Origin of the sequence: Photobacterium sp. CCB-ST2H9 (genome assembly GCF_023151555.2) — a bacterium.
GTDB lineage: Bacteria > Pseudomonadota > Gammaproteobacteria > Enterobacterales > Vibrionaceae > Photobacterium.
Window position 1 is genome coordinate 1,203,668 of the sequence record NZ_CP100426.1, and the last position, 21,362, is coordinate 1,225,029.

At 49.9% G+C, this 21,362-nt stretch carries 21 protein-coding genes; 5 read left to right on the forward strand and 16 right to left on the reverse strand.

All coding sequences use genetic code 11. The features are described from left to right. Positions 1-125 precede the first annotated feature (125 nt). The 5 genes from rbsB to L4174_RS22210 all read right to left on the reverse strand — a co-directional run bounded on the left by rbsB (position 126) and on the right by L4174_RS22210 (position 5,527). Positions 126-1,007, reverse strand: coding sequence for a ribose ABC transporter substrate-binding protein RbsB (gene rbsB, locus L4174_RS22190; protein WP_248143122.1), 882 nt, complete (start codon positions 1,005-1,007; stop codon positions 126-128). Between the two features lie 73 nt (positions 1,008-1,080). Beyond that, complete coding sequence (gene rbsC / locus L4174_RS22195) at positions 1,081-2,064, reverse strand: ribose ABC transporter permease (RefSeq protein WP_248143121.1); 984 nt, start codon at positions 2,062-2,064, stop codon at positions 1,081-1,083. Next, on the reverse strand, positions 2,061-3,566 hold the full coding sequence (rbsA, locus tag L4174_RS22200) for a ribose ABC transporter ATP-binding protein RbsA (protein WP_248143120.1): 1,506 nt from the start codon (positions 3,564-3,566) through the stop codon (positions 2,061-2,063). The genes rbsC and rbsA overlap by 4 nt, the downstream gene beginning before the upstream one ends. A 25-nt stretch (positions 3,567-3,591) precedes the next feature. Then, positions 3,592-4,011 (reverse strand): D-ribose pyranase, encoded by a 420-nt coding sequence (rbsD, locus tag L4174_RS22205; protein WP_248143119.1) that lies wholly within the window; start codon positions 4,009-4,011, stop codon positions 3,592-3,594. Between the two features lie 442 nt (positions 4,012-4,453). Further along, the gene (locus tag L4174_RS22210; RefSeq protein ID WP_248143118.1) at positions 4,454-5,527 is read right to left on the reverse strand and encodes an alkene reductase; all 1,074 of its coding nucleotides are present in this window, start codon (positions 5,525-5,527) and stop codon (positions 4,454-4,456) included. A gap of 116 nt (positions 5,528-5,643) precedes the next feature. Between L4174_RS22210 and L4174_RS22215 the strand changes: the two genes are divergently transcribed. Together L4174_RS22215 and L4174_RS22220 are read left to right on the forward strand one after the other, a co-directional pair. Continuing rightward, on the forward strand, positions 5,644-6,522 hold the full coding sequence (locus tag L4174_RS22215) for a LysR family transcriptional regulator (protein WP_248143117.1): 879 nt from the start codon (positions 5,644-5,646) through the stop codon (positions 6,520-6,522). A 100-nt stretch (positions 6,523-6,622) separates the two neighbouring features. Then, positions 6,623-7,051 carry a hypothetical protein gene (locus L4174_RS22220; RefSeq protein ID WP_248143115.1) on the forward strand — a complete coding sequence of 143 codons (429 nt, stop codon included), beginning with the start codon at positions 6,623-6,625 and terminating at the stop codon, positions 7,049-7,051. 107 nt (positions 7,052-7,158) lie between these two features. On the opposite strand, the gene L4174_RS22225 is transcribed toward L4174_RS22220, so the two are convergent. After that, complete coding sequence (locus L4174_RS22225; protein WP_248143113.1) at positions 7,159-7,674, reverse strand: DUF4865 family protein; 516 nt, start codon at positions 7,672-7,674, stop codon at positions 7,159-7,161. Next, positions 7,655-7,876 carry a carboxymuconolactone decarboxylase family protein gene (locus L4174_RS22230; protein ID WP_248143368.1) on the reverse strand — a complete coding sequence of 74 codons (222 nt, stop codon included), beginning with the start codon at positions 7,874-7,876 and terminating at the stop codon, positions 7,655-7,657. Before L4174_RS22230 ends, L4174_RS22225 begins: the two co-directional genes overlap by 20 nt. Positions 7,877-8,112: 236 nt before the next feature. On the opposite strand from L4174_RS22230, the gene L4174_RS22235 reads away from it, so the two are divergent. Next, the gene (locus L4174_RS22235) at positions 8,113-8,988 is read left to right on the forward strand and encodes a LysR substrate-binding domain-containing protein (protein ID WP_248143112.1); all 876 of its coding nucleotides are present in this window, start codon (positions 8,113-8,115) and stop codon (positions 8,986-8,988) included. 537 nt (positions 8,989-9,525) lie between these two features. On the opposite strand, the gene L4174_RS22240 is transcribed toward L4174_RS22235, so the two are convergent. Both L4174_RS22240 and L4174_RS22245 read right to left on the reverse strand, forming a co-directional pair. Next, on the reverse strand, positions 9,526-10,188 hold the full coding sequence (locus L4174_RS22240; RefSeq protein ID WP_248143111.1) for a hypothetical protein: 663 nt from the start codon (positions 10,186-10,188) through the stop codon (positions 9,526-9,528). Between the two features lie 487 nt (positions 10,189-10,675). After that, entirely contained in the window at positions 10,676-12,208 is a 1,533-nt protein-coding gene (locus L4174_RS22245; RefSeq protein WP_248143366.1) for a methyl-accepting chemotaxis protein, read from the reverse strand. Positions 12,209-12,903: 695 nt separating this feature from the next. Here L4174_RS22245 and L4174_RS22250 point away from each other — a divergent pair. Both L4174_RS22250 and L4174_RS22255 read left to right on the forward strand, forming a co-directional pair. Next, positions 12,904-13,518, forward strand: a complete 615-nt coding sequence (locus L4174_RS22250) for a TetR/AcrR family transcriptional regulator (RefSeq protein WP_248143110.1) — start codon at positions 12,904-12,906, stop codon at positions 13,516-13,518. Between the two features lie 28 nt (positions 13,519-13,546). Next, positions 13,547-14,497, forward strand: a complete 951-nt coding sequence (locus L4174_RS22255) for a LysR family transcriptional regulator (protein ID WP_248143109.1) — start codon at positions 13,547-13,549, stop codon at positions 14,495-14,497. Here L4174_RS22255 and L4174_RS22260 read toward each other — a convergent pair. The 7 genes from L4174_RS22260 to L4174_RS22290 form a co-directional block, all read right to left on the reverse strand. After that, on the reverse strand, positions 14,479-16,017 hold the full coding sequence (locus L4174_RS22260; RefSeq protein ID WP_248143108.1) for an MFS transporter: 1,539 nt from the start codon (positions 16,015-16,017) through the stop codon (positions 14,479-14,481). The genes L4174_RS22255 and L4174_RS22260 overlap by 19 nt on opposite strands. Before the next feature lie 30 nt (positions 16,018-16,047). After that, entirely contained in the window at positions 16,048-17,055 is a 1,008-nt protein-coding gene (locus L4174_RS22265) for an HlyD family secretion protein (protein WP_248143364.1), read from the reverse strand. 216 nt (positions 17,056-17,271) lie between these two features. Continuing rightward, on the reverse strand, positions 17,272-17,679 hold the full coding sequence (locus L4174_RS22270; protein ID WP_248143107.1) for a hypothetical protein: 408 nt from the start codon (positions 17,677-17,679) through the stop codon (positions 17,272-17,274). A gap of 79 nt (positions 17,680-17,758) precedes the next feature. After that, positions 17,759-18,337: a TerD family protein gene (locus tag L4174_RS22275; protein ID WP_248143106.1), complete on the reverse strand. Its 579-nt coding sequence runs from the start codon at positions 18,335-18,337 to the stop codon at positions 17,759-17,761. Between the two features lie 24 nt (positions 18,338-18,361). Further along, on the reverse strand, positions 18,362-18,937 hold the full coding sequence (locus L4174_RS22280) for a TerD family protein (protein ID WP_248143105.1): 576 nt from the start codon (positions 18,935-18,937) through the stop codon (positions 18,362-18,364). Positions 18,938-18,960: 23 nt separating this feature from the next. Next, complete coding sequence (locus L4174_RS22285) at positions 18,961-20,130, reverse strand: toxic anion resistance protein (RefSeq protein ID WP_248143104.1); 1,170 nt, start codon at positions 20,128-20,130, stop codon at positions 18,961-18,963. Beyond that, positions 20,120-21,196, reverse strand: a complete 1,077-nt coding sequence (locus L4174_RS22290) for a toxic anion resistance protein (RefSeq protein ID WP_248143102.1) — start codon at positions 21,194-21,196, stop codon at positions 20,120-20,122. Before L4174_RS22290 ends, L4174_RS22285 begins: the two co-directional genes overlap by 11 nt. Positions 21,197-21,362: the final 166 nt, after the last annotated feature.

Consider the following 21,362-nt stretch of genomic DNA (forward strand, 5'->3'; position numbering starts at 1 on the left):
GCTTTGCCATTTGTGGAAAAGACAAAGCGTTATATTCAACGCACGTGCTGCCCGCGTGCAGTCTCCGCCACTTCAGCGGCGCTTTGTGGATTGGATCCCCGCTCACACGGGGATCACATGCAAGATTACTGCTTCGCAACGACTTTCAGTGGTACCGGAATGTACTTTTCAACTTTCTCGCCTTTCAGGACTTTCACTGCCGTTTCCACGCCCAGCGCACCGATTTGATCCGGCTGCTGTGCAATGGTCGCTGCCAGTTTGCCACGGTTCACCGCCGCGATGCCGTCGTCTGTACCGTCAAAGCCGACAATCATCACTTGCTTGCCTGATGCCTGAACCGCACGCAGCGCGCCCAGTGCCATTTCATCATTCTGCGCAAACACAGCCTGCACATCCGGATTCGCCGCCAGCAGGTTCTCCATGACATTCAGACCTTTGGTCCGGTCGAAGTCCGCAGGCTGGCTCGCCAGCAGATCCATCTGACTGCCTTTCACCGCTTTCATGAAACCCTCACCGCGTTCACGGGCCGCAGAGGTTCCGGCAATGCCTTCGAGCTGAATGACTTTGGCCTGCTCACCGACTTTTTCCATGATGAACTTACCCGCCATTTCGCCACCGGCCACGTTATCCGAAGCAATATGGCTGACCACCTCACCCCGGCTGGCACCACGGTCCAGTGTCAGGACCGGGATATTGGAGCGGTTCGCCATGCGAATCGCATTCGACACTGCATCAGAATCCGTCGGGTTGATCAGAATGGCCTTCACACCGCGAATGGTCAGGTCTTCCACATTCGACAGCTCTTTACTCGGGTCATTTTGCGAATCCAGCACAATCAGGTCGTAACCCAGCGTTTTTGCCTTCGCTTCCGCACCGTCTTTCATGGTCACAAAGAACGGGTTGTTCAGCGTGGAGACCACAATCGCCAGCGTGTCCTGCGCCTGAGCAGACACAGAAACGGTCGAAGTGAGCAGTGCAGCAGAAATCAGGGTTGCCAGTTTTTTCATTGTTATGATCCTTTGTGTAGGGGGAGCCGGTACACGTCACCCGGCTCTCTTTTCATGGGTAAATCCCGAGGATTTACTTGTTTTTATTGTCCACCAGCACAGCCAGCAAAATCACAACTGCTTTGGCAATCATCTGGTAGTAAGAAGACACATCGAGCAGGTTCAGGGCGTTATTCAGGAAGCCGATGATCAGCGCGCCAATCAAAGTGCCCATAATCCGGCCCTTACCGCCCATCAGGCTGGTGCCGCCCAGCACCACAGCCGCAATGGCATCCAGTTCGTATCCCATGCCTGCCGTCGGCTGTGCCGAAGACAGACGCGAGGTCACAATGATGCCCGCCAGCGCAGCCAGCAGACCACAGATGGCGTAGACACCGATTTTCACCCGGTCCACATTGATACCGGACAAACGAGTCGCCGATTCATTCCCGCCGAGCGCATACACATAGCGGCCAAAGCGGGTGTGATTGAGCAGATACCAGGCCGCCGCGAACACCACCACCATCAGCCAGACCGGCACAGGAATCCCCAGCGCATAGCCGGTACCAAACCAGGCAAAAACATCAGCCGTATCGGTAAAACCCGTCGAAATCGGACGCCCGTCGGTGTAAACCATAGTGACGCCGCGCAGCAGCGTCATGGTCACTAAGGTGGCAATAAAGGCCTGCACCTTGCCCTTGGCAATGATGATCCCGCTGACCGCGCCCAGCGCAGCTCCGGCAAGCAAAGCCGTCGGCACCGCAATCAGGACCGGCACTTCCATCGCAATCAGACTGGCGGCAAACGCGCCGCACAATGCCAGCACCGAGCCGACACTGAGGTCGATCCCCGCGGTCAGAATGACCAGTGTCATGCCCACGGCAATGATGGCGTTGACCGAGGTCTGGCGCAGAATATTGAGAATGTTATCCGCGGTGAAAAAGTTCGGATTCAGAAAGGACACCACAACAATCAGAAACAGCAGGGCAATCAGCGATTTCTGCTCAATCAGCCAGGCTTTGCTAAACCGTTTTTTCTCGCGGGCTTCGGTGGGTTGACTCAAGGTTTTGGTACTCATGCTGCTTCCCCGTTAATCAATTTGCCGACAGCACAGGCCAGCAGTTTTTCCTGATCGGCATTTTTGGCATCAAATTCGCCGCTGATCCGGCCTTCATGCATCACCAGAATCCTGTCACTCATCCCGAGGACTTCCGGCATTTCGGAAGACACCAGAATGATGCTCATACCTTCGTCTTTGAACTGATTGATCAGCTGATAAATTTCTTTCTTGGCACCGACATCGACGCCCCGTGTCGGCTCATCCAGAATCAGAACTTTGGGCCGGGTCATCAGGCCTTTGGCTATCGCCACTTTCTGCTGATTCCCGCCCGACAGATTGCCGATGATCTGATCCCGGCCCGGTGTTTTGATGTTGAACAGACGAATAAAGTCATCCACAGCCATCACTTCGTCGCCATGCTGAATCTGAATCCCTTTGCTCAGTTGCGCCAGTGCACACAGAGACATGTTTTCTTTCACCGACAACCCCAGGACCAGACCATCGCCTTTGCGGTCTTCCGAGATATAAGCGATGCCATTGGCCAGTCCGTCCTGCGGGCTGATCGGATTGATGGTTTTGCCATTCAGGTTGATCACGCCCCGCTCGCTTGGCAACGCACCGTAAATCACCTTCATCAGCTCCGTCCGGCCAGCCCCCATCAAACCGGAAATCCCCAGAATCTCACCGCGTTTGAGGGTAAAACTCACCTCATGTACGCCGGAACCAGTCAGGCCAATCACTTCAAGGCAGGTCTCACCATGTTTGACCGCAATGCGCGGATACTGCTCTTCCAGTTTGCGGCCGACCATCATTTCAATCAGACCGTCTTCATTGGTGTCTGCCACCCGGCATTCCCCGATGAATTTGCCGTCCCGCAGCACGGTGATGTCGTCACAGATTTCGAAGATTTCTTTCAGGCGGTGCGAGATATACACAATGCCGCAGCCTTGTGCGCGCAACTCATTGATTACCGCGAACAGAGAGGCGGTTTCGGTATCCGTCAGCGCGTCAGTCGGCTCATCCATAATGATGACTTTCGACTCGAACGACAGCGCCTTGGCTATCTCCACCATCTGCTGTTCACCCAGACTCAGGTCGCCCAGTAAGGTTTTCGAGCTGTGTTTCACATTCAGCCGGGTCAGCAACCGGTCGGCTTCATCGTACATCCGCCCCCACTGAATCCGGCCCAGCGGACCGGTGAATTCACGACCGAGAAAGATATTCTCGGCAATCGTCAGTTCAGGGATCAGGTTCAGTTCCTGATGAATAATACTGATGCCCGCCTGCTGAGAATCACGTGGCCCTTTGAAAGCTGCGGCTTGCCCCTGATAGTGAATGCTTCCCGCGTCTTTGCTGTAAATGCCGGTCAGCACCTTCATCAGGGTTGATTTCCCGGCGCCGTTTTCCCCCATCAGCGCCATCACCCGTCCCGGATAGACGTTCAGGCTGGTTTTATCCAGTGCCTTCACGCCCGGGAAGGCTTTTTCAATCTCACTGAGTTGTAAAATGGCTTGCGTCATACGCCGTCCTCAATGGTTGCTGTGGTCAGAACACCACACCGGCTTGAAAAATCACGTTCGCATACGGGGTGCATTCCCCGGTCCGGACCACAGCCCGGCTCTGGTGCGTCCGTTGCTTGAAGGCTTCGTGAGACAGGTAGGTGACAGCTATGTCGCGGCCAATACGTGCCTGCTCTTCCTGAAGCAACCCCATCAGCGACTGATGAAGCGCCGGACTCACCTGCTGAAACTCCTCAGCCATCACCACACCTTCAATCTGTGACTCAGACAACAGCGTTCGGACGGTCTCGAGGAAACCGGGCACACCATGGGTCAGCGCCAGATCGATCCGCTGCACCTGATCCGGCACCGGCAACCCGGCATCACAAATCGTCACTTCATCGGTATGCCCCAGCGTCGCCACCAGATAGGACAACTCGGCATGCAGGAGGGTACTTTTTTTCATGCTTCAACACCTTTCTTGGCCCGGTTTGGGCCTTGCTCAAACCTTGATTAGACAATCCAGGCTTCCCGTAATGAAATCGTCGGGAAAAACTTCTAACGTCGTCAAAATATCGGTTTATCTGCCCCAAACGGGCAGTGATGTGTTTTCTGTATCCTGTCTTTTTTATGATTGGGAAAACTCATCGAAACGTTTCGATGAATTCTAATCCACTGAGATTTCTTTGCAGCAGGTGAAAAGTTGAACTGTGATTGGGATCGTCAGATCTATCAGTAGCAGAAGTAAAAAGGTGATCTGAATCGCGGTGAGCCGGATAAGAAAACGGACGTTTGCAAAGAAAAAGCAGCAGAGGCGTTTTCGCCCCTGCTGATGTGGATGTTATGCATCATGAATTTGGTCATTCACCTGTAAGCCCTCCATCTGGGCCAGCGCCGGACATCTAAGCTTACGCAGAAGCCTCGGCAGTCAGCGTCGGATAGTCGGTGTAACCTGCCGCACTGCCGCCATAGAAAGAAGCCGGATCTGCATCATTCAGCGCGGCACCGGTTTCAAGGCGCTCAACGAAATCCGGATTGGCCAGAATCATCATGCCGTAAGATTCCAGATCAGCCAGACCCGCTTTGAGATCACTGCCAATCTCATCCCGCGGCCGGCCCGGACGGTTCAGGATCAGCGTGTGCTGCCAGATATCCCGGATGTCACGGATCAGCGGCTCATTGCCCTGATGCATGATATGCAAGTAAGCCAGCCCCAGTTTGTTCAGTTCTGCGACCAGATAACGGTAAAGCGCCGGGCCTTCGCTGCCTTCATCAATTCCCCAGATGGTGGTGCCCGGTGACAGACGGATCGCCGTTCTGTCGGCCCCGATTTCCTCTGCAATAGCCGCAGCGACCTCAATCGCGAACCGGGCACGGTTTTCTATCGAACCCCCGTATTCGTCGGTCCGGGTGTTGGCACTGGGTGCGAAAAACTGCTGAATCAGATACGCATTGGCCCCGTGGATCTCAACACCGTCTGCACCGGCTTCAATGGCACGACGCGCAGCGAAGCGGAAGTCGGCAACGGTCTGACGAATCTCTTCTGTCGTCAGGGCACGGGGAACCGGAATGTCCTGCATGCCGGAGACCGTAAACATTTTTGTCTGCGGCGAAATCGCCGATGGCGCGACACCCGGACGATGATGCAACGTATTGTCCGGATGCGACATCCGGCCCGCATGCATCAGCTGAAAGAACACATGGCCGCCCTGCGCATGAATGCCAGCGGTGACCTGTTTCCAGCCCGCCACCTGCGCATCGGTATAAATCCCGGGGGTGGCGAGGTAGCCCTGCCCGTCATCGGAAGGCTGCACGCCTTCAGTCACAATCAGGCCGATACTGGCACGCTGGGTATAGTACTCGGCGGTCAGTGCTCCGGGCGTTCCGTCCAGGTTCGCCCGGGAACGGGTCATCGGTGCCATCACAAGGCGGTTAGATAAGGTGATTCGGCCTAAACGGATCGGTGCAAATAACTGGCTCATGGTTCACTCCCGCAGCAGATGCTGCTCACTCATTTTCGACCCAGTCATCATTAACCAATTCACATATGGAATAAATATGATTAAATGGAAATCATTGACCCATTAATGGAGCAATCATGACGGGATTACTGAACGATATGGCGCTGTTTGTAGAAGTGGCAAATGTCATGAGCTTCCGCAAAGCTGCTGAGATCATAGGCGTGCCGAATTCGACGCTGTCCAGACGTATCAGCACTCTGGAACAAGAAATCGGCTTACGTCTGCTGCACCGGACGACACGCAAGCTGGAACTGACAGAAGCCGGCAAACTCTATTACGAACGCTGCAAACGGATTGTCGCGGAGGCCAAGCTGGCCCATGAACAGTTAGGGGACATGCTGGAACACCCCAGCGGTTTGATCCGGGCATCGCTCCCGGTCGATTTTGCCGTGACTTTTCTGGCGCCGTTGATGCCCGAATTCATGCGCCGCTACCCGGACATCACCTTTGAGTTTGACCTCACTTCCCGCAAAGTGGATATGGTCACAGAGCACTTCGATGTGGCGATCCGGATTGGTGAGCAGGAAAGCTCCAATCTGATTGCGCGGAAACTGGCAAGCCTGAAGGGTCAGCTGTATGCCTCGCCCGGCTATCTGGATCGCTTTGGAGAACCAGCAACACCTGCAGAGCTCACGCAGCATGAATGTCTTCATATTCTGAAGACTGACACATGGCAAATGAGTGACGGCTCAGAAACGATTGACGTGCCGGTCAGCAGCAAGTTCATTCTCAATAACATCGGAATGATCCGAAGACTTGCCACCCTGGATCTGGGGATCATTCTGATGCCGGAAGAAATTGTGGCCGAAGATCTGAAAGCTGGCCGACTGCGCCGGTTATTGCCCGGCTGGCAGGGCGCCCCCACCCCGATTTACGCGATGACTGAAACCCGGTTGCTGCCTGCAAAAACCCGCTGTTTCATTGAATACGTCCGGGAATGTCTGGCGCAAACATAACAACCAAACCGAGCAACCAAACGGCGCAACAGACAAGGCGATAAACAGCTGAGCCATCTATACTTCTCACTGTTCAGAAGCAGAGCGATGAGGTGCAGTTATGCTGAAATTCATCGGAAAATCATATCATTACCTTGTGCTAATTTTCGTCGTCGCCTTTTCTGCATTCAGCCTGGGTGCAACGGCTCAGTTACTCGACGGAAAAACCTTCACAGGGCCAACCGGCATTGTGGGTCAGTCGGCTGAAGAACAGGAAGTGCTCACGTTTAATCACGGCGAACTTTACTCCGAAAGTTGCGCCCCCTGGGGCTTCAAAAGCGGCGCCTATACCCTCGAGCAGCAAGGTGAGACACTGTACTTTACGGCCACCACACTGAGCCCGGACAACGGTAAAATCGTCTGGCGCGGTAAGGTGAAAGGTGATGCCATCGAAGCCAGCTACATCTGGACCAAAGAACGCTGGTGGTGGAAGGATGCCCGGCAGGAAAAATGGTTCAAAGGGACACTCAAAACAGATGGGGTGAACTGAATTGCCTTCACTCTGAAGCGGAAAAATGGCAGGAACAATGGGGCTGAAACATCCATTGCGCCTGCCATTTTTGATCGTGATTATTAGTCGCTATTGAGCTGAAAGTATCAACTTTGATGCGTCCCAGATCTAAATAATAAGGTACCACGGGCAACATAAACCACTGCGTAAACTTCACCCGCCAGATCATTCATGATTTCTGAGTGGCTCCGCCATACAACACTCACCTCTTCCCATGAGGAAAAATTGATGCCACGAACATCTGAATGTTGATTCCCTTGATGATCAATGCATGCAAACGACTGATACTCTGCCAGCGCGACAGGCTCACCATCAACAAACCAAACTTCAACTTTCGGGCGACCAAACTGTTCACATAGCGCTTTGAAACCCTCACTCTCAAGAAAAACGACCATCGATTCATGATCTCTCCAGACATAAAACGGAGCATAGCTGTTTACGGAATTTTGATAGCTTGTCGCATCTTTCCGCGAGTAAAGATAAGCCTTAAACATTAACCCGGGGAATCCGTCCAGCAAATGACCTTTCTCTCTGATTCTGTTTTCAATCCGTTCCATCGGGTAATCAGATGGGAGAACAATTTTATATTGCATCGCGATCATCTTGCTCTCCTGTTTTGCCGATGCCACTGTGTGATTTTCTGAAATCATGCACCCGTGTAATTGCGCTGACGGCTGCTGGCCAGCCCGCATAAAAAGCCAGATGCGTAAATATTTCGATTAACTCCTCATTGGTAATCCCGTTATTTCTGGCGAGATCGATGTGGTAAGGCAATTGTTCAAGTCTGCCCATCGAGGCCAGCACAGACAATGAATGATACTTCGCTCTCTTGCTGCCAGCTGTTGACGCTGCCAGATATCACCAAACAGAACATCTTGCGTGAGCTCATTGAGCTTGGGGGCCGCCGCTAATATCTCTCTGTCTTGATTCATTTTATCGCTTCCGATTTCTAAACCGGTGTCTATAATGGCACCCCTTCATGATCCGAAAAATCAAAACATTCAGGACAGTCAGTTCACTAATTTAGGATGATTGACAACATGAAAGACACCGTACTGGATTTACAGGCGCTGAAAACATTCGTACTTGGCATTGAGTTCAAAAGCTTTGCTCTGGCGGCTAAGCATCAGCACAAGTCAACATCAGCGGTCAGCGCGCATCTGAAAAAACTGGAAATGCAAACGAACTCTACTTTGGTCAAGAAAGAAGGACGATACCTGCTCCCGACCGAGCAAGGAGAACAGTTACTTAGATTTGCAAAGAAAATGCTGGCGATGAACGATGAAGCACTGGAAACGATCCGATGTATTGATTTGCAAGGCTCAGTCAGTGTGGGGCTTCAGGAAGATTTTGCCGAAGCAATTCTTACGGAATGCTTAGGCCGGTTTACCCGGGTCAATGAACATGTCCAGCTGAATACAATGATTGAAAGATACACTAAATTAATCTCTGCAATTCAAGAAGGTGCGCTCGATTTATCAGTCACTTGGCAGGGGAATGAGACAACGCCCTATTCCGATATCATCGCTCACACACCAATCCAATGGATTAGCTCACCCAGTTTTCCACTCGAGAATTTTTTAGAACAAAATCTACCCTTGCCATTAGTGATGGTTGAACCCAATTGCCTGTTTAAAAAGAAAGCCACAGACGCCTTGGATTCAGCAGGCATCAAATGGAAAATTGTCTACCAAAGCCAAAGTCTCAGCGGAATTTGGCCTGCGGTGCAGGCAGGTCTCGGCGTTACAGCCAGAACCACTATCGGTCGTCCTGACTCACTAAAAATTATTCAAGCAGGATTACCCAAGATGGACGAGATTGGTATTCAGGTTCATCGTGCTCAAGACGCAGGCAACAAGGTTCAGGAAAGGCTGGCTGATTTAATGACCAAGACGATTCAGAGGAATTATGTCTGATTTGAAAACACGGAATGGATAGACACATTTGAATGTTGTTCGTCTTTTTGTCGCGCTTTAAGTTCAGAATCGATCTCAATGATCGTTTCTGCGCGCCAGACACGCATTGCTGGCACAAAGAGTGCCCAGAATTGCCTAAGATTATTTGATGTTGACCGGGTCGATTGTAGGCGAACCATGCGCCTACAACCTAAAAAATCATCCGTGAATTTTTCCTCGGGGGTTGGGAAAGAATAGATTATTTAAGAGATTTAGATATTTGCGTATCAATTCGCTTGCTCTATTTAATATAAGGGAGATGATTAGGTAATGTATGGTCATATACATAAAATGGCAGAAATTTAATTCAGATTTATTTCACGCATACATGACAATACAACCACTTAAAATGACCAAACGTAAAAACATATCTGCTCTGCAAAAAAAAAATTCCAGTAATGCATCTGTTAAAGAAAAACATCATAAAATCTGTATGAAAAAACCATCCCCCCCACAAGCACAGTCAATCAGACCTACTTGAAAAAACCATGTTAATGACTATAAACACTTTGTGAAATTGTATTTTAAGTCATAACAAATTCGAATCTCATTAAGTCGATGATTTTTCATATCAACATATACATGTTCTCGATTCATACCAAGATGTTTATTGTAGGAAACAAACCAATCGGTAATACCTCTCCAAGACATATATTCAACTTGGGTAACTTGTTCTATTGTTGGTATGGTCAACTTAGAATACAATTCTTGCGTCTTTTCCAAATAAAATTCCGGTGTATCAAAATCGCAGGTTCCGTGTTTTTCCCACTCTTTCTGAATAAGTTTAACACCAGGCATCATACATAGATATTTTTTTAAAGTTTCTACTTTTATAGCACCAGGATTATCACAATTTCGAGGATGTTTTTTGTGATTTCCATATGCGCTATCAGATTGCCCCCATAAACCATGTACTACCAGACCAAATTTACCAGAATTCTCAGGACCACATTGGTGTCCAGAAGCACTTTGCTCATCACAAAACGCAGGAGACCAACTCAGAGCCAATACAAACGAATCAGTAGGAATATCTTTATTTATCCAATCATTTGGATTTTGAGTTGCAATATAATCATACTCATGAACATCAGGAGAAAGGACGCACTGATTAGCGTTCGCTGAAAAAGATAGAAGAAATATTAATCCTGTATTAAATCTCATCCTTTAACCTCTATTTAGTAAGTAGTTTATAATTTCATTAGAAAAATTCAATCCAGAGCGATCTTAGAAGGCATTTAATATAGAGTGCGTAATATTTCCACCATATAGCCTTCATCTCATACCAAAAATCCACGTATGAATATAGGTTAGCTGAGCATTGCTGTATAAAAAGTCACGAACTATGATCTGTTTCACAAAAAATTAATCATGCTAAATGAGACTAAGGAAAAATTATTTTTAGTCTTTACTACATTCACCGACACCCCAAATAACCTCAGAGAACTCCGAAGTGCCGCGTCTACCCCAGGCATAAACCGAAACTTGCAAAATGCTCAAATAGGCAAGCGAATATCCAGCGCCGAAATATGGAAAACGAACGAGTTGTGAATGAGATAAAAATCTCAACGCACCTGAGCGAGGATCAAAGCAGCAAGGAAATGAGAGAGGAAATGCCACGGAGCAAGATGCATCCGCGGCTGGAGTCAGGTTATCGGGTGAGTTTGAAGGCGCCGACAAGACGATCGAGTGTCTGAGCCAGTGCTGCCAGTTCCTGGCTGGTTTTTTCCAGTTCGGTGCTGGCGTCCAGTCCGGCCTGAACGGCCTGATTGACTGTATCCATGTTGACGTTGATTTCATTCGCCACGCTGGACTGCTGTTCGGTCGCGGTGGCGACCTGCGTATTCATGTCCAGAATCGCGACCACCTGACGGGAAATCTCTTCCAGAGCTGTCAGGGCGTTTTCTGTCGCCTTGGTGCCGTCTTCAGTCAGCGATTTGCTGCTTTCCATCGCATCCACGGCATTTTTGGCTTCATGCTGAAGCTGGTCAATCATGTTCTGAATTTCATCCGTGGACTGCGATGTTTTCGTCGCCAGGTTCCGGACTTCATCAGCAACCACTGCAAAACCACGACCGGCTTCACCGGCACGGGCCGCTTCAATGGCCGCGTTCAGTGCCAGCAGGTTGGTCTGCTCTGAAATGCCGCGAATCACTTCCAGAATGGAACCGATCGACTGCGTTTTATCGGCCAGCGTCGCAATCACCACCGACATATTATTCATTTCTTCGGCCAGATGATTAATGGTGTTCGTTGCCGTTTGTAGCGTCTGACGACCCGCCTGAGTCTGGCTGTTTGCAGAACCCGCCGATTCAGCTGCACCCGCTGCGTTATTGGAGATCTCATTGATAGTCGCGATCATTTCGTTCATCGAGGTGACCACCAGCAGGGTTTGTTCACTCTGCTCCTGACCGCGGGACAAAGCATGCACCGATTGCTCGCGCAGTGACGAAGCCGTGCTTCCGAGACCCACGCCAGTGTTAACAACCTGCACAATAATGTCGTTAATTTTGCCGACAAAGGTGTTAAAGGCAGCAGAGATATTGGCGATTTCATCGTTCCCTTTGACTGGCAGGCGAACCGTCAGGTTACCGTCCCCTTGAGAAATATCTTCCAGCGCCTGCTGCAGACCGGTCAGCGGCTGGAACAGTCTGCCCAGCAGCCACATCAGAATGACGGCACAAACCACGAAAATCAGTACAATCGCGGTCAGCTGAGCAAACATAATTTCTTTGGCGGCATTATCCACTTCAGTAATCGGAATCCCCACGTCAAAGGAACCGTATAATTTACCGTTCAAGTAAACCGGCGTCATGATGTCATACACCCAGACTTTCTGAACGTCGGCATACCATTTGGAATGCTTCGGTTTGCCATGACCCGCACCTTCAACGGTGTAGTTATCGTCATAGACTTTGTTCAGTTTTTGCGCGTCACTGTGCGCCACAGCCTTGATGTTCGTATCAATGACAACCGCGTAACTGATGTCATTTCGTTGCTTCAGTGACGTCACAAAGGCCTGCAAATCCGCCATCGGCTTTGTGGACGTTTCAAGCACGTATTCCACATTCTTCGCCAGCAATTCGGCCTGAGCCTGCGACCGCTTCAGAATGATACTGTCTATTTCCTGATGGGAAATATAGGAGGTTGACGAGATGCTTGCTATCGCAGCGATAGCGAACATCGCACAGACAACCATGACGATGATTTTTTTCATTTTGATAAACCCTGACGCCAAAAAGACTCAAATTAGAATTTCATAAAAGTGGCCTGCATCATCACTACTGCCTGCGTGCCTATACATCAGAAAAGCGGCGGTCCGGACAGTAACGATAAACCAATAAGTTACTCAATTTGAGCAAAAAGCTTATGCATCGATCCACTTATTTAATTGTCAGCTTGCAATATTTGAAGTGATTGCACATTTTCACAACATTTTATGCCTTAAAGGAATCCACCATTATCAAAAAGTCATCAACCGGTGCGGGCTAACTGCAAAGCGATTTCAAAACGTTTTCAGCACGAAAATGAACAATCAGCGTTGAACTCCCCCTCAATCGGTCGCGTTCTGCTGAAAACGCGCCGGTGACAGGCAGGAAGCATCAGACAGGGCGTACGAACTCACTCTGGCCGCAGTCATTTCTGCTGCCGTTTTCGTGCTGCATCAGACGCAATCCATGGAATATGAGCAATAAAACGTTGCTATCAAAATCTCAGACAACCTGAGGACCTGTACATTTCCAAAACAATCCGCACTTTCACGGCATGCCTGGAATCCCCAGAAGCATAAACACAATCACGGTGCGGTATCTTTGAGCGACAAAGAAACTTATAATTAACAAGTGTACTAATTAGTACGATTTTGAAGTCAGAGTTGTGATGCGTCCATCGACTATTGAGAAACAGAAAAAAATCATCGAGATTGCCACCGTTCTTTTTCTGGAACAGGGCTACAGAGACACCAGCCTGGATCAGATTGTTCAGCATTGCGGAGGCTCCAAACAAACGCTGTATCGCTATTTCAGCTCCAAAGAGGGACTGTTCAAAGCAGTACTGGCGCACAACCTTGAATCGCTTGAGGGTGTATTCAGTTTTCCGGAACACCCGGATCATCCAGTTGATGCGTGTCTGGTGCATTTCGGGCTGGGGTACGTCAAACGTCTGTGCTCAAATCCGGTCTTGGGATTATTCCGGATAGTTTCGGCAGGTTTTCACCAAGATGCCGACATCACAGATTTCTTTCTGGCCAACGGGCCAGAGAATCAACATCATCACCTGGCCTCGTACCTGAAGTCAGAAGGCGTCACACAACAGCTGACGATCCCCTCCGCGAATCAAGCCTGCACGCATCTGCTGGCCATGCTGAAGCAGAATTTTTTCTATCTGGCATTACTCGGGAAATCACTGCCGGATGACGAGCAGCTGACCCTGCAAATCCGTCAAGCCGTAGATGCTTTTATCCGCATCTACCATCCAACACACATCGGGCGATGACGCTGTACTGGCATACCGGGAGAAAATCATGTCATCCGTAAAACTGGACTCATTACAGCTGTTTCAGCATGTGGTCGAACAAGGCGGGATCACTCAGACCGCGGATTTTCTGGCGATGCCAAAATCCAGTGTCAGCCGGAAAGTGAAAGCACTGGAAGAAGAATTCAACGTTCAGCTCATCAGCCGGAGCGCCCGGTACTTTACACTGACGGAAGCGGGAGAAATATTTTATGAACGCAGCCGGGAGATCCTCGCACAGCTCAAGGTGCTGGAGCAGGAAATGGCGGACCATCGTCAGGGGGTTGCCGGGAAAATCAGCATTCTCTGTGTTTCCCCGCTCCTGAAGTGTCTGGGTGAGCTCCTGAAAAATTTCTGCCGCCAGTATCCCGGGGTTGAACTGGCATTCCATGCGCAGGATGTCGTGCAGCGCAATATTCCCAAACGCCGGTTTGACCTGCTGATCCAATTGGATAAACCTGTCACCAGCAACCTGATTGGCAAGACAATTGGTCAGATGTACGCCGATTACTATGCCAGCCCGGATTATCTTGCTGAATTCGGGACTCCGGCTGAGCCGGAAGATCTGCTCAGCCACCGGATCATTTTCCGGGAACTGTCGCAGGATCAGCCCAAGCAGTGGTGGTTTCAGTCCCCCTTACGCGCCTTAGATCTGGGAAGCGCCAGCATCACGCTCGTCGACTCGCCAGACATGGCACTGACCCTGGCCCGGCAAGGCTTCGGTGTGGCGATGCTGCCGGATATTCAGGCCCTCTCCGCTCTGAATTCTCAGGCGCTGATGCCGTTATTCGGCCGGCAACACCGCCGCTGTTTGCCGGTGAATCTGATTTATCATGACCGTGAACAAATTCCGAGACGGGTCCGGTTACTGATCGACTTCCTGGCTGAGCATTTCGCTGAAGCCGCTGCAAAATACCAGCTTCAGCCAGAGTCATTGGCTGATCAACAAGACGTCGATTGATGCCTCGCAACCAGTTTTTTACCGATGATCATCACCGGGGCCAGCAACAGAATCGCGATCACGAAAGCCAGAAATGTGTTACTGAGTGCCAGCGTTGATGCTTCCAGTTTCAGCGTCTGGCTAAGCTGACCCGCACTCAGCGTTCTGGAAGGCAGATATCCCTGAGTCAGTGCCAGACGCTTCATTGCCTGAGTGTATTGCTCAACCGCCTGTCCGCCGTTATCCAGAGTCCGGGCAAGTTCACTCATCGACTCGTAACGGGTGATCTGCATGATGCGGGCAAAAATTGCAGACCCCGCCAGTCCACCCAGTGTCCGGAAGATATAAAACACACTGATCCCTTCCGGGCGATGCTCAGGCTTAAAATGAGCCAGCATCGCAATGGTCACCGACACATTAAGCAAACCGACGCCCAGCCCCCGTAAACAAAGTGGAAACAGCAGTTCATCCGGGCCAGCATAGCTTGGTAAATGACTGAACATGACGACCGAGCCGATAATCATCAGGACGCCAATCGGCGTGATCATATCGCGCGGGAAGCGATGCTGGTTTGCGGCCACAACACTGAGCAACATCCCGGCCAGCATGGCCAGGAACGACGGCAACTGGATCAGTCCCGCATTCTCATGACTGTAATGCATCACATGAGAAAGAAAGTTTGCCACCAGAGCCCCGCTGGCCATCACGCCAAATCCGGCCAGAAATCCGTTATACATAAAGACGTTATTGTGCAGATTCGTCAGTAACTTCCGGTTCAGGGTATGACCAGACCGCTGCCCGGCCTGCATCAGAACCAGTGCCCCCAAAGCCAGCATGGCTGTCACTCCGGTCATCCACCGGAAACGCGGATGATCAAACCAGTTGTAATAACTACCCCGCATCAGTAAATAGGCAATCAGTACCAGACAGCCGGTCATCAGCAGGTAAGGCAGCACATTCGACTTCCGCTCACGCTGCGGCTGTCTGATATCCGTCACCCACTCGGCCATCAACTGCGCGGTCAGCAGCATGCCCGCAAGAAGATAAGACAGAAACTGCCAGGCTGTTTCCTCCGCCAGCCAGGACAGCAGCCAGGGATAGACCCCCATCGGCAGCAACGTCGAACACAGCAGGATCAAAGCCGTTATCACTGTTATTGTCCGGTAGCGACATCTGGCCAGGATCAACAGGTTCAGACTGACCAGAATCAGGCTGGCACAGGCACCAAGCGCCAGCCAGGCACCTGCCTGTAAAAGGGGGGCATGATCAGTCACCGCAATCACCAGATGGGAAACGGCAGCCATCATCAGTGCCCTGCGCAGCGCCACATTGATTCTGCACCTGCGCAAGATCAGAGGCGCCAGCAACAGCATCACCAGTTGCGTCATCATGAACCCGATATCGAGGTGGCTCATCTCATCCGGTGAAAGGCCATTGGTGACGGCCATATGCGTTGACATCGCCCTGAACATCGCTGAAGTCAGACCCACCGGTAACATGGCAATGACCGCCAGTAAGGCTAGGGAAAACGAACGATTCATACTCGAGCTCCTTCCGTAAATCTGTCCGGATTACCGGATGATCCGGACACTGGCAATGGCTGAAAGACCCGGGTATATCCGGCCCTGCAGGTGATCTGGCAAATTCAGTCTGATTTTCACCGGCACCCGCTGAACAACCTTCACAAAGTTTCCGGTGGCATTCTGTGGCGGCAGCAGACTGAACTGCGCCCCTGTCGCCGGTGTCACGGAATCGACAACCCCCTGAAGCGGCTTGTCCGGGAACATATCCAGCACAACATTGACGGTCTGACCAACAACAACATGCGCTAACTGCGTTTCTTTGAAATTAGCCTCCAGCCATACCTCACTCGGTACCAGCGTCACGACACCCATGCCCGGCTGAACAAATTTTCCGGTTTGAACCTGGCGATTGGCGATATATCCGTCTACGGGGGCTTTCACAATGGTGCGATTCAGAGCAATGGTATTCAGCGCCAGCTTGGACTCTGCCTGCTGACGCTGCGCCTTCAGTTGCTCACGCTCCGCCGACAGGGTATCCAATTGTTTTTTAGAGGCTTCCAGGACGAGGTAGGCATTTTTCAGTTTCACCTCAGCTTCAATGGCTTTGGTGTTCTGATTATCAAAAGCGGTCTGGCTCACTGATGAAGAACGCAGCAGTTTACTGAACCGCTCCCTTTCAGAGTGCTGCAACGCGGCATTGGCTTTCGCCCCTTTAATTGCAGCCGTTGCCTGCTCAATACTGACCTGTTGTAACCTGATCCGTGACGCATTATTGTTCAGTGCGGATTTGGCTACCTCGATGGCAGCTTTCGCGATATTCACATTGGCCTGATAATCCCGGCTGTCGATGGCAAACAAGGGGTCACCAGCCTGCACCCATTGGTTATCTTGAATGAACAGCTCAACCACACTCCCGCTCACTTCAGGGGAGACGACAGTAATATCAGCCTTCACATACGCATTATCTGTGGTGACATAATCCTGGTCTTCCCAGTATTTCCATCCGCCCAGCAACAGCGTTGTGACCGCGCTCAGGGCAATTAAGATTTTTTTCATCATCGTAGCAACTTCTTCTGACTGACAGATGCAGAAAATGTACTGAGTAGTACGATTATGAGCGAGCAATTTAACTGGAATCTTACTGGCCGGAAAATGGAACAACCGGCGTTGATCAGATCTGTTTGAACAGGGCAGGAATCGCAAAGCGAAGCTTCAGGGGAATAGTTGGAAGGCGTCCATTGCCTTCCAGCGCGCTCGTTCTGCCGGAAATGATTATGCTTTCAAAATACCGACTGAAGCATAAAAAGACAGAACAAAGCAGAGAAAGGCAATGTGAATCAAAAGTGTAGCAACAGAAACAACCAGAACATTCCAATCAGAGAAAAATTGATATTCCTGAGATTGTTCAATCTCCTCTTTTGATACCTGGTTATTTCTCGCGTATTGGTAAGTTGCAAAAGCAAATACAAAGGGTAAGAGAAATCCTGAAAATTCCTCGGGTAACAACCCGAGAAAAAATGTCAAGATTACTGTCAACCAACAGCCTGACTGAGCAACATCCTTTGCTTTAAGCGGATTTCCGAGCGCAATAAAATTTCGGTTCAACATGTAACTGGCTGCGAGTGGTCCGCCAAGAAATGTTGCGGCGGCGACTTGTCCGGGGGAATACAAGCGTTGCATCTTCATCCTCAAATCATCAGACAGGAATAAAAAAAGCCATGAAAACATTCATGGCTTTTGAATCAGAAGCGTCGACCGCTTACAGAGAACCGCAAATCGTCGGGAGCATGTCATTGACGTGAGTGCCCTGAACCGGCACACCTTTCGCAGAGAAATGCCATTCCCCGCCCTGACGGGACAGCAGCGCAATATAAATGCCGGTGTGCTTCCCCTGCTCCGACAGCGTGAAACGACAGACTTCAGTTTGAGTCTGGTCCATCACGCGGCAGTAAGCGTTGTCCACCTTGCTGAAAGGCTGACCACGGAAACTGTTCACTGTCAGTGCCATATACGCGACGTTGTTCGGCAGTTTTTCCAGATTAATTTTAATCTGCTCATCATCGCCGTCCCCTTCACCGGTGCGGTTATCGCCCTGATGAAGCACGCTTTTACATTTTGATTTCAGTTTCTGATAACTGACGATATCCAGCACTTCGCCGGTTTCATCCAGCAGCACGCAGGATGCATCCAGATCGATATCACCATCGCTGAAAATTGCGCTGAAAAATCCGGTTGGTTTTACCGGACTCCAGCCCAGTCCCAGGGTCAGTTTTTTCAACTCGACTGTCGCTGTCTTCGTCAGGGAAATCGTGCTGTTTTTCTCTAGGTTAATAGCCATAAAACTCTCGTCCTGATCGGTGAATTACTGGTAACCGTTGACAAAGTCCACCAGACCCAGCTGGTAACCTGCACCTACCGCTTTAAAGTTCCACTGACCATTTTCTTTAAACAGAGAGCCGAACTGAACAGACGTTTCATTGCTGAATTCATTGCCCAGATTAAACTGTGCAATCAGCTGACCTGAGTCTTCGTTATACAGCTTGATGTAGCTGTTACGGACCATACCGAAGTTGTGATTCCGTGCCGGTGCATCGTGAATGGTCACAATCAGAGAAATCTCATCCGCTTCAGGAGACATGCTGGTCAGGTTGATTTTGATGACTTCATCATCACCGTCGCCGTTACCGGTACGGTTATCACCAGTGTGGACCACAGCACCCTGCGGACACTTCAGGTTGTTATAAAACACGAAGTGACCGTCAGAAATCAGTTTTGGCTCGCCCTGTGCGTTATGACGGCAGATGAAAGCAGAAGAATCGATATCGAACTGAGCCGCGCTTGAGACCGGATCCCAGCCTAAACCCAGACGAAGATTGACCAGTCCCGGTTCCGCTTTCTGCAGGTTAATGGTGTTCCCTTTCTCTAAATTAATAGCCATAGTTTTTTATTCTCTATTGATGATTATTGGGACAGAACAGACAGTAATTCTGTTTTCATGGATTCCATTTTCTGGCTGGCAGCCTGACGCTGTCTTGCGCCTTCCTGCTCAATCGTGACCACATCCTGCAAGGTGCTGATCAGTGTGGTCTGAACATGTTCAAGGGTCTCGATATCCACTACAGAGCGCTGATTGCTGCGTGCGACATCCAGGGTGTTCTGGCGGAGCATATCGGCATTCTTCCGAATCAGATCATTGGTGGTGTCATCGATCTTGTTACTGAGCTGGACCGCTTTCTTCTGCTCCAGCATGGTGATCGCCAGGGTGAATTGCTTCTTCCATGCCGGAATGGTGAGGGTTTTGATGTTGTCGAATTTCTCGACCAGAGTCAGGTTGTTGGTCTGCACCATGCGGATCATCGGCGCCGTTTGCAGCGCGAGCATTTGCAGCGATTTCAGATCGTACACGCGTTTTTCTACACGGGCCGCAATATCTTTCAGATCACTCACCTGCTGAGCCAGAAACGGAGAGGTCGCCGCCTCTTCAGCCAACCCTTCAATTTTCTGCTGAATCAGGTACAGCTTGGCTTCGCCGAACACAATGCTGGCGGACAGTTCTTTATACTCATTCATATTATGGATAAAGACATTGTCCAGCTGATGCGCCCGCTCACGCAGGTTGGACTGCTGTTTATCAATTTCTTTCACCAGCCGCTCAAGCTGTGTATTCACAGAATTGAACTGCGCCAGAATTTTTTCTTTGGTGTTCTTCACCTTCGCAACCAGCTTCGAGAAGAAACTGTTTTCGCCCATCAGGGCTTCAATATTCACGCCCTTCGCCAGACCAATCACCTCATTCAGGTTCCCGGCCATATGCTCCAGATCTTTACACTTCACATGCTTAAGCATGTCATCGGAATAGCTGCTGATCTTCTGAGCAGAAGCATCACCCAGCGTCGCAACACCATTCGGACTGTAGACATCCACTTGAGACAACTGGCTGACTAAGGTTGTGCTTAACACACGGGTATCAATCTGACATTGTTCAAGCTCAGACTGATACTGCCCCATCGCCTGATCAACAGCAGCCTGGATGACTGCCTGCTCAAGAGCAACCGGGGCTTGTTGTACTTCAGCGGTTTGGACCGCCGTCGCAGGCGTTGCAGTGTTTACAAAAACAGGTTTAAAGGTCATTTTTATTCAGCTCCATGATACTGGCGAATAACTTTTCCTGAACATCGTTGAGTTCGTAATACAGAGAGACTTCACTTTTCTCATGAAGCGCAATGGCAGTTAAAAACTGCTGTTTCCACACCTGAATAATGTTGGTGCGAATTTCTTCTATCCGGCTGAAACCATTCACCAGATTCGAGGAATAAAGCTTGAGCTGGGGCAAGGTCATCAGCAAAGACTGACGCAGCACCTGCAGGTTTGAAATTTTCCTTTCCCAGCGGGAGATCGCCTCTTTTTGAGTCGAAAGCTTATCGGCGGCAAACGGATCAGACGACCGGCTCACGGATGTATCTGAATTGATTTCGGCGGTAAATGCGGTCAGTTTCACCCGGGCTGCCAGAATTCTCAGCTCCAGCTCCTGATAAATGGACTGCACTTCCGACATCCGCGCTTCAAATTCAGACAACGTCGACTTCATTGACGTTAAATCCTGAAAAACTGAGTCAATTTTTGCGTCTATCTGATCGCAGGCAAAATCAAATTCGTGTTTTACAAACTCAATTTTTCCTTTTTTCGTTCGCATCAGTGTTGCGATTCGACTGGTCATCTTTTTGGGATTGAAGATAGAAATATCGATACTTTTCGCAATATCAATCACGGATGAACCCAGATCGGTTAATTGATCCACTTTCCCAAGTTTGGCGTAGTCTGACAGTTCACCCTGAACCGTCTGAAAACGCTTGGAAAGATGATTACAAAATTCGATCTGATCGGTCGTACTTTCAATCGTGATCTCACCTGAGTAAGTCCGGACTTTCAGGTAGTCATGATTTGAAATCTCGGTTTCTGCACTTCGCTCAGCATCAACCGTTTGTTTCCATACAGAGGGAATGTCAATATCGCCGTTCACAGACTTCACCTGATGAGAAAAAAGAACACCCGGTGAACGATTCAGTTTTTTCTCCTGATGAGCAGCGTTCTGAGTTGATGTGGCCTCAGGCTTCGCTCTTTCTACGGAAGAGAAATCTTTTATCTTAGATTTATTTTCTTTACTGGTTTGTGCAGTACTATGAAACGTTTTAACCATTCGATCACTCTGCTCTAACATGGCCTGAAAAAGCCTGTGGCGATAAAGCACTCAGATTATTGACACCCAGAATCCCTGAAGAAATCTGGTGAAAACGATCGTATTACTCATTGTTTTTTAAGACAACTTTGATTATGAAAGTCCAACCTGTCATTTTCACTATTTC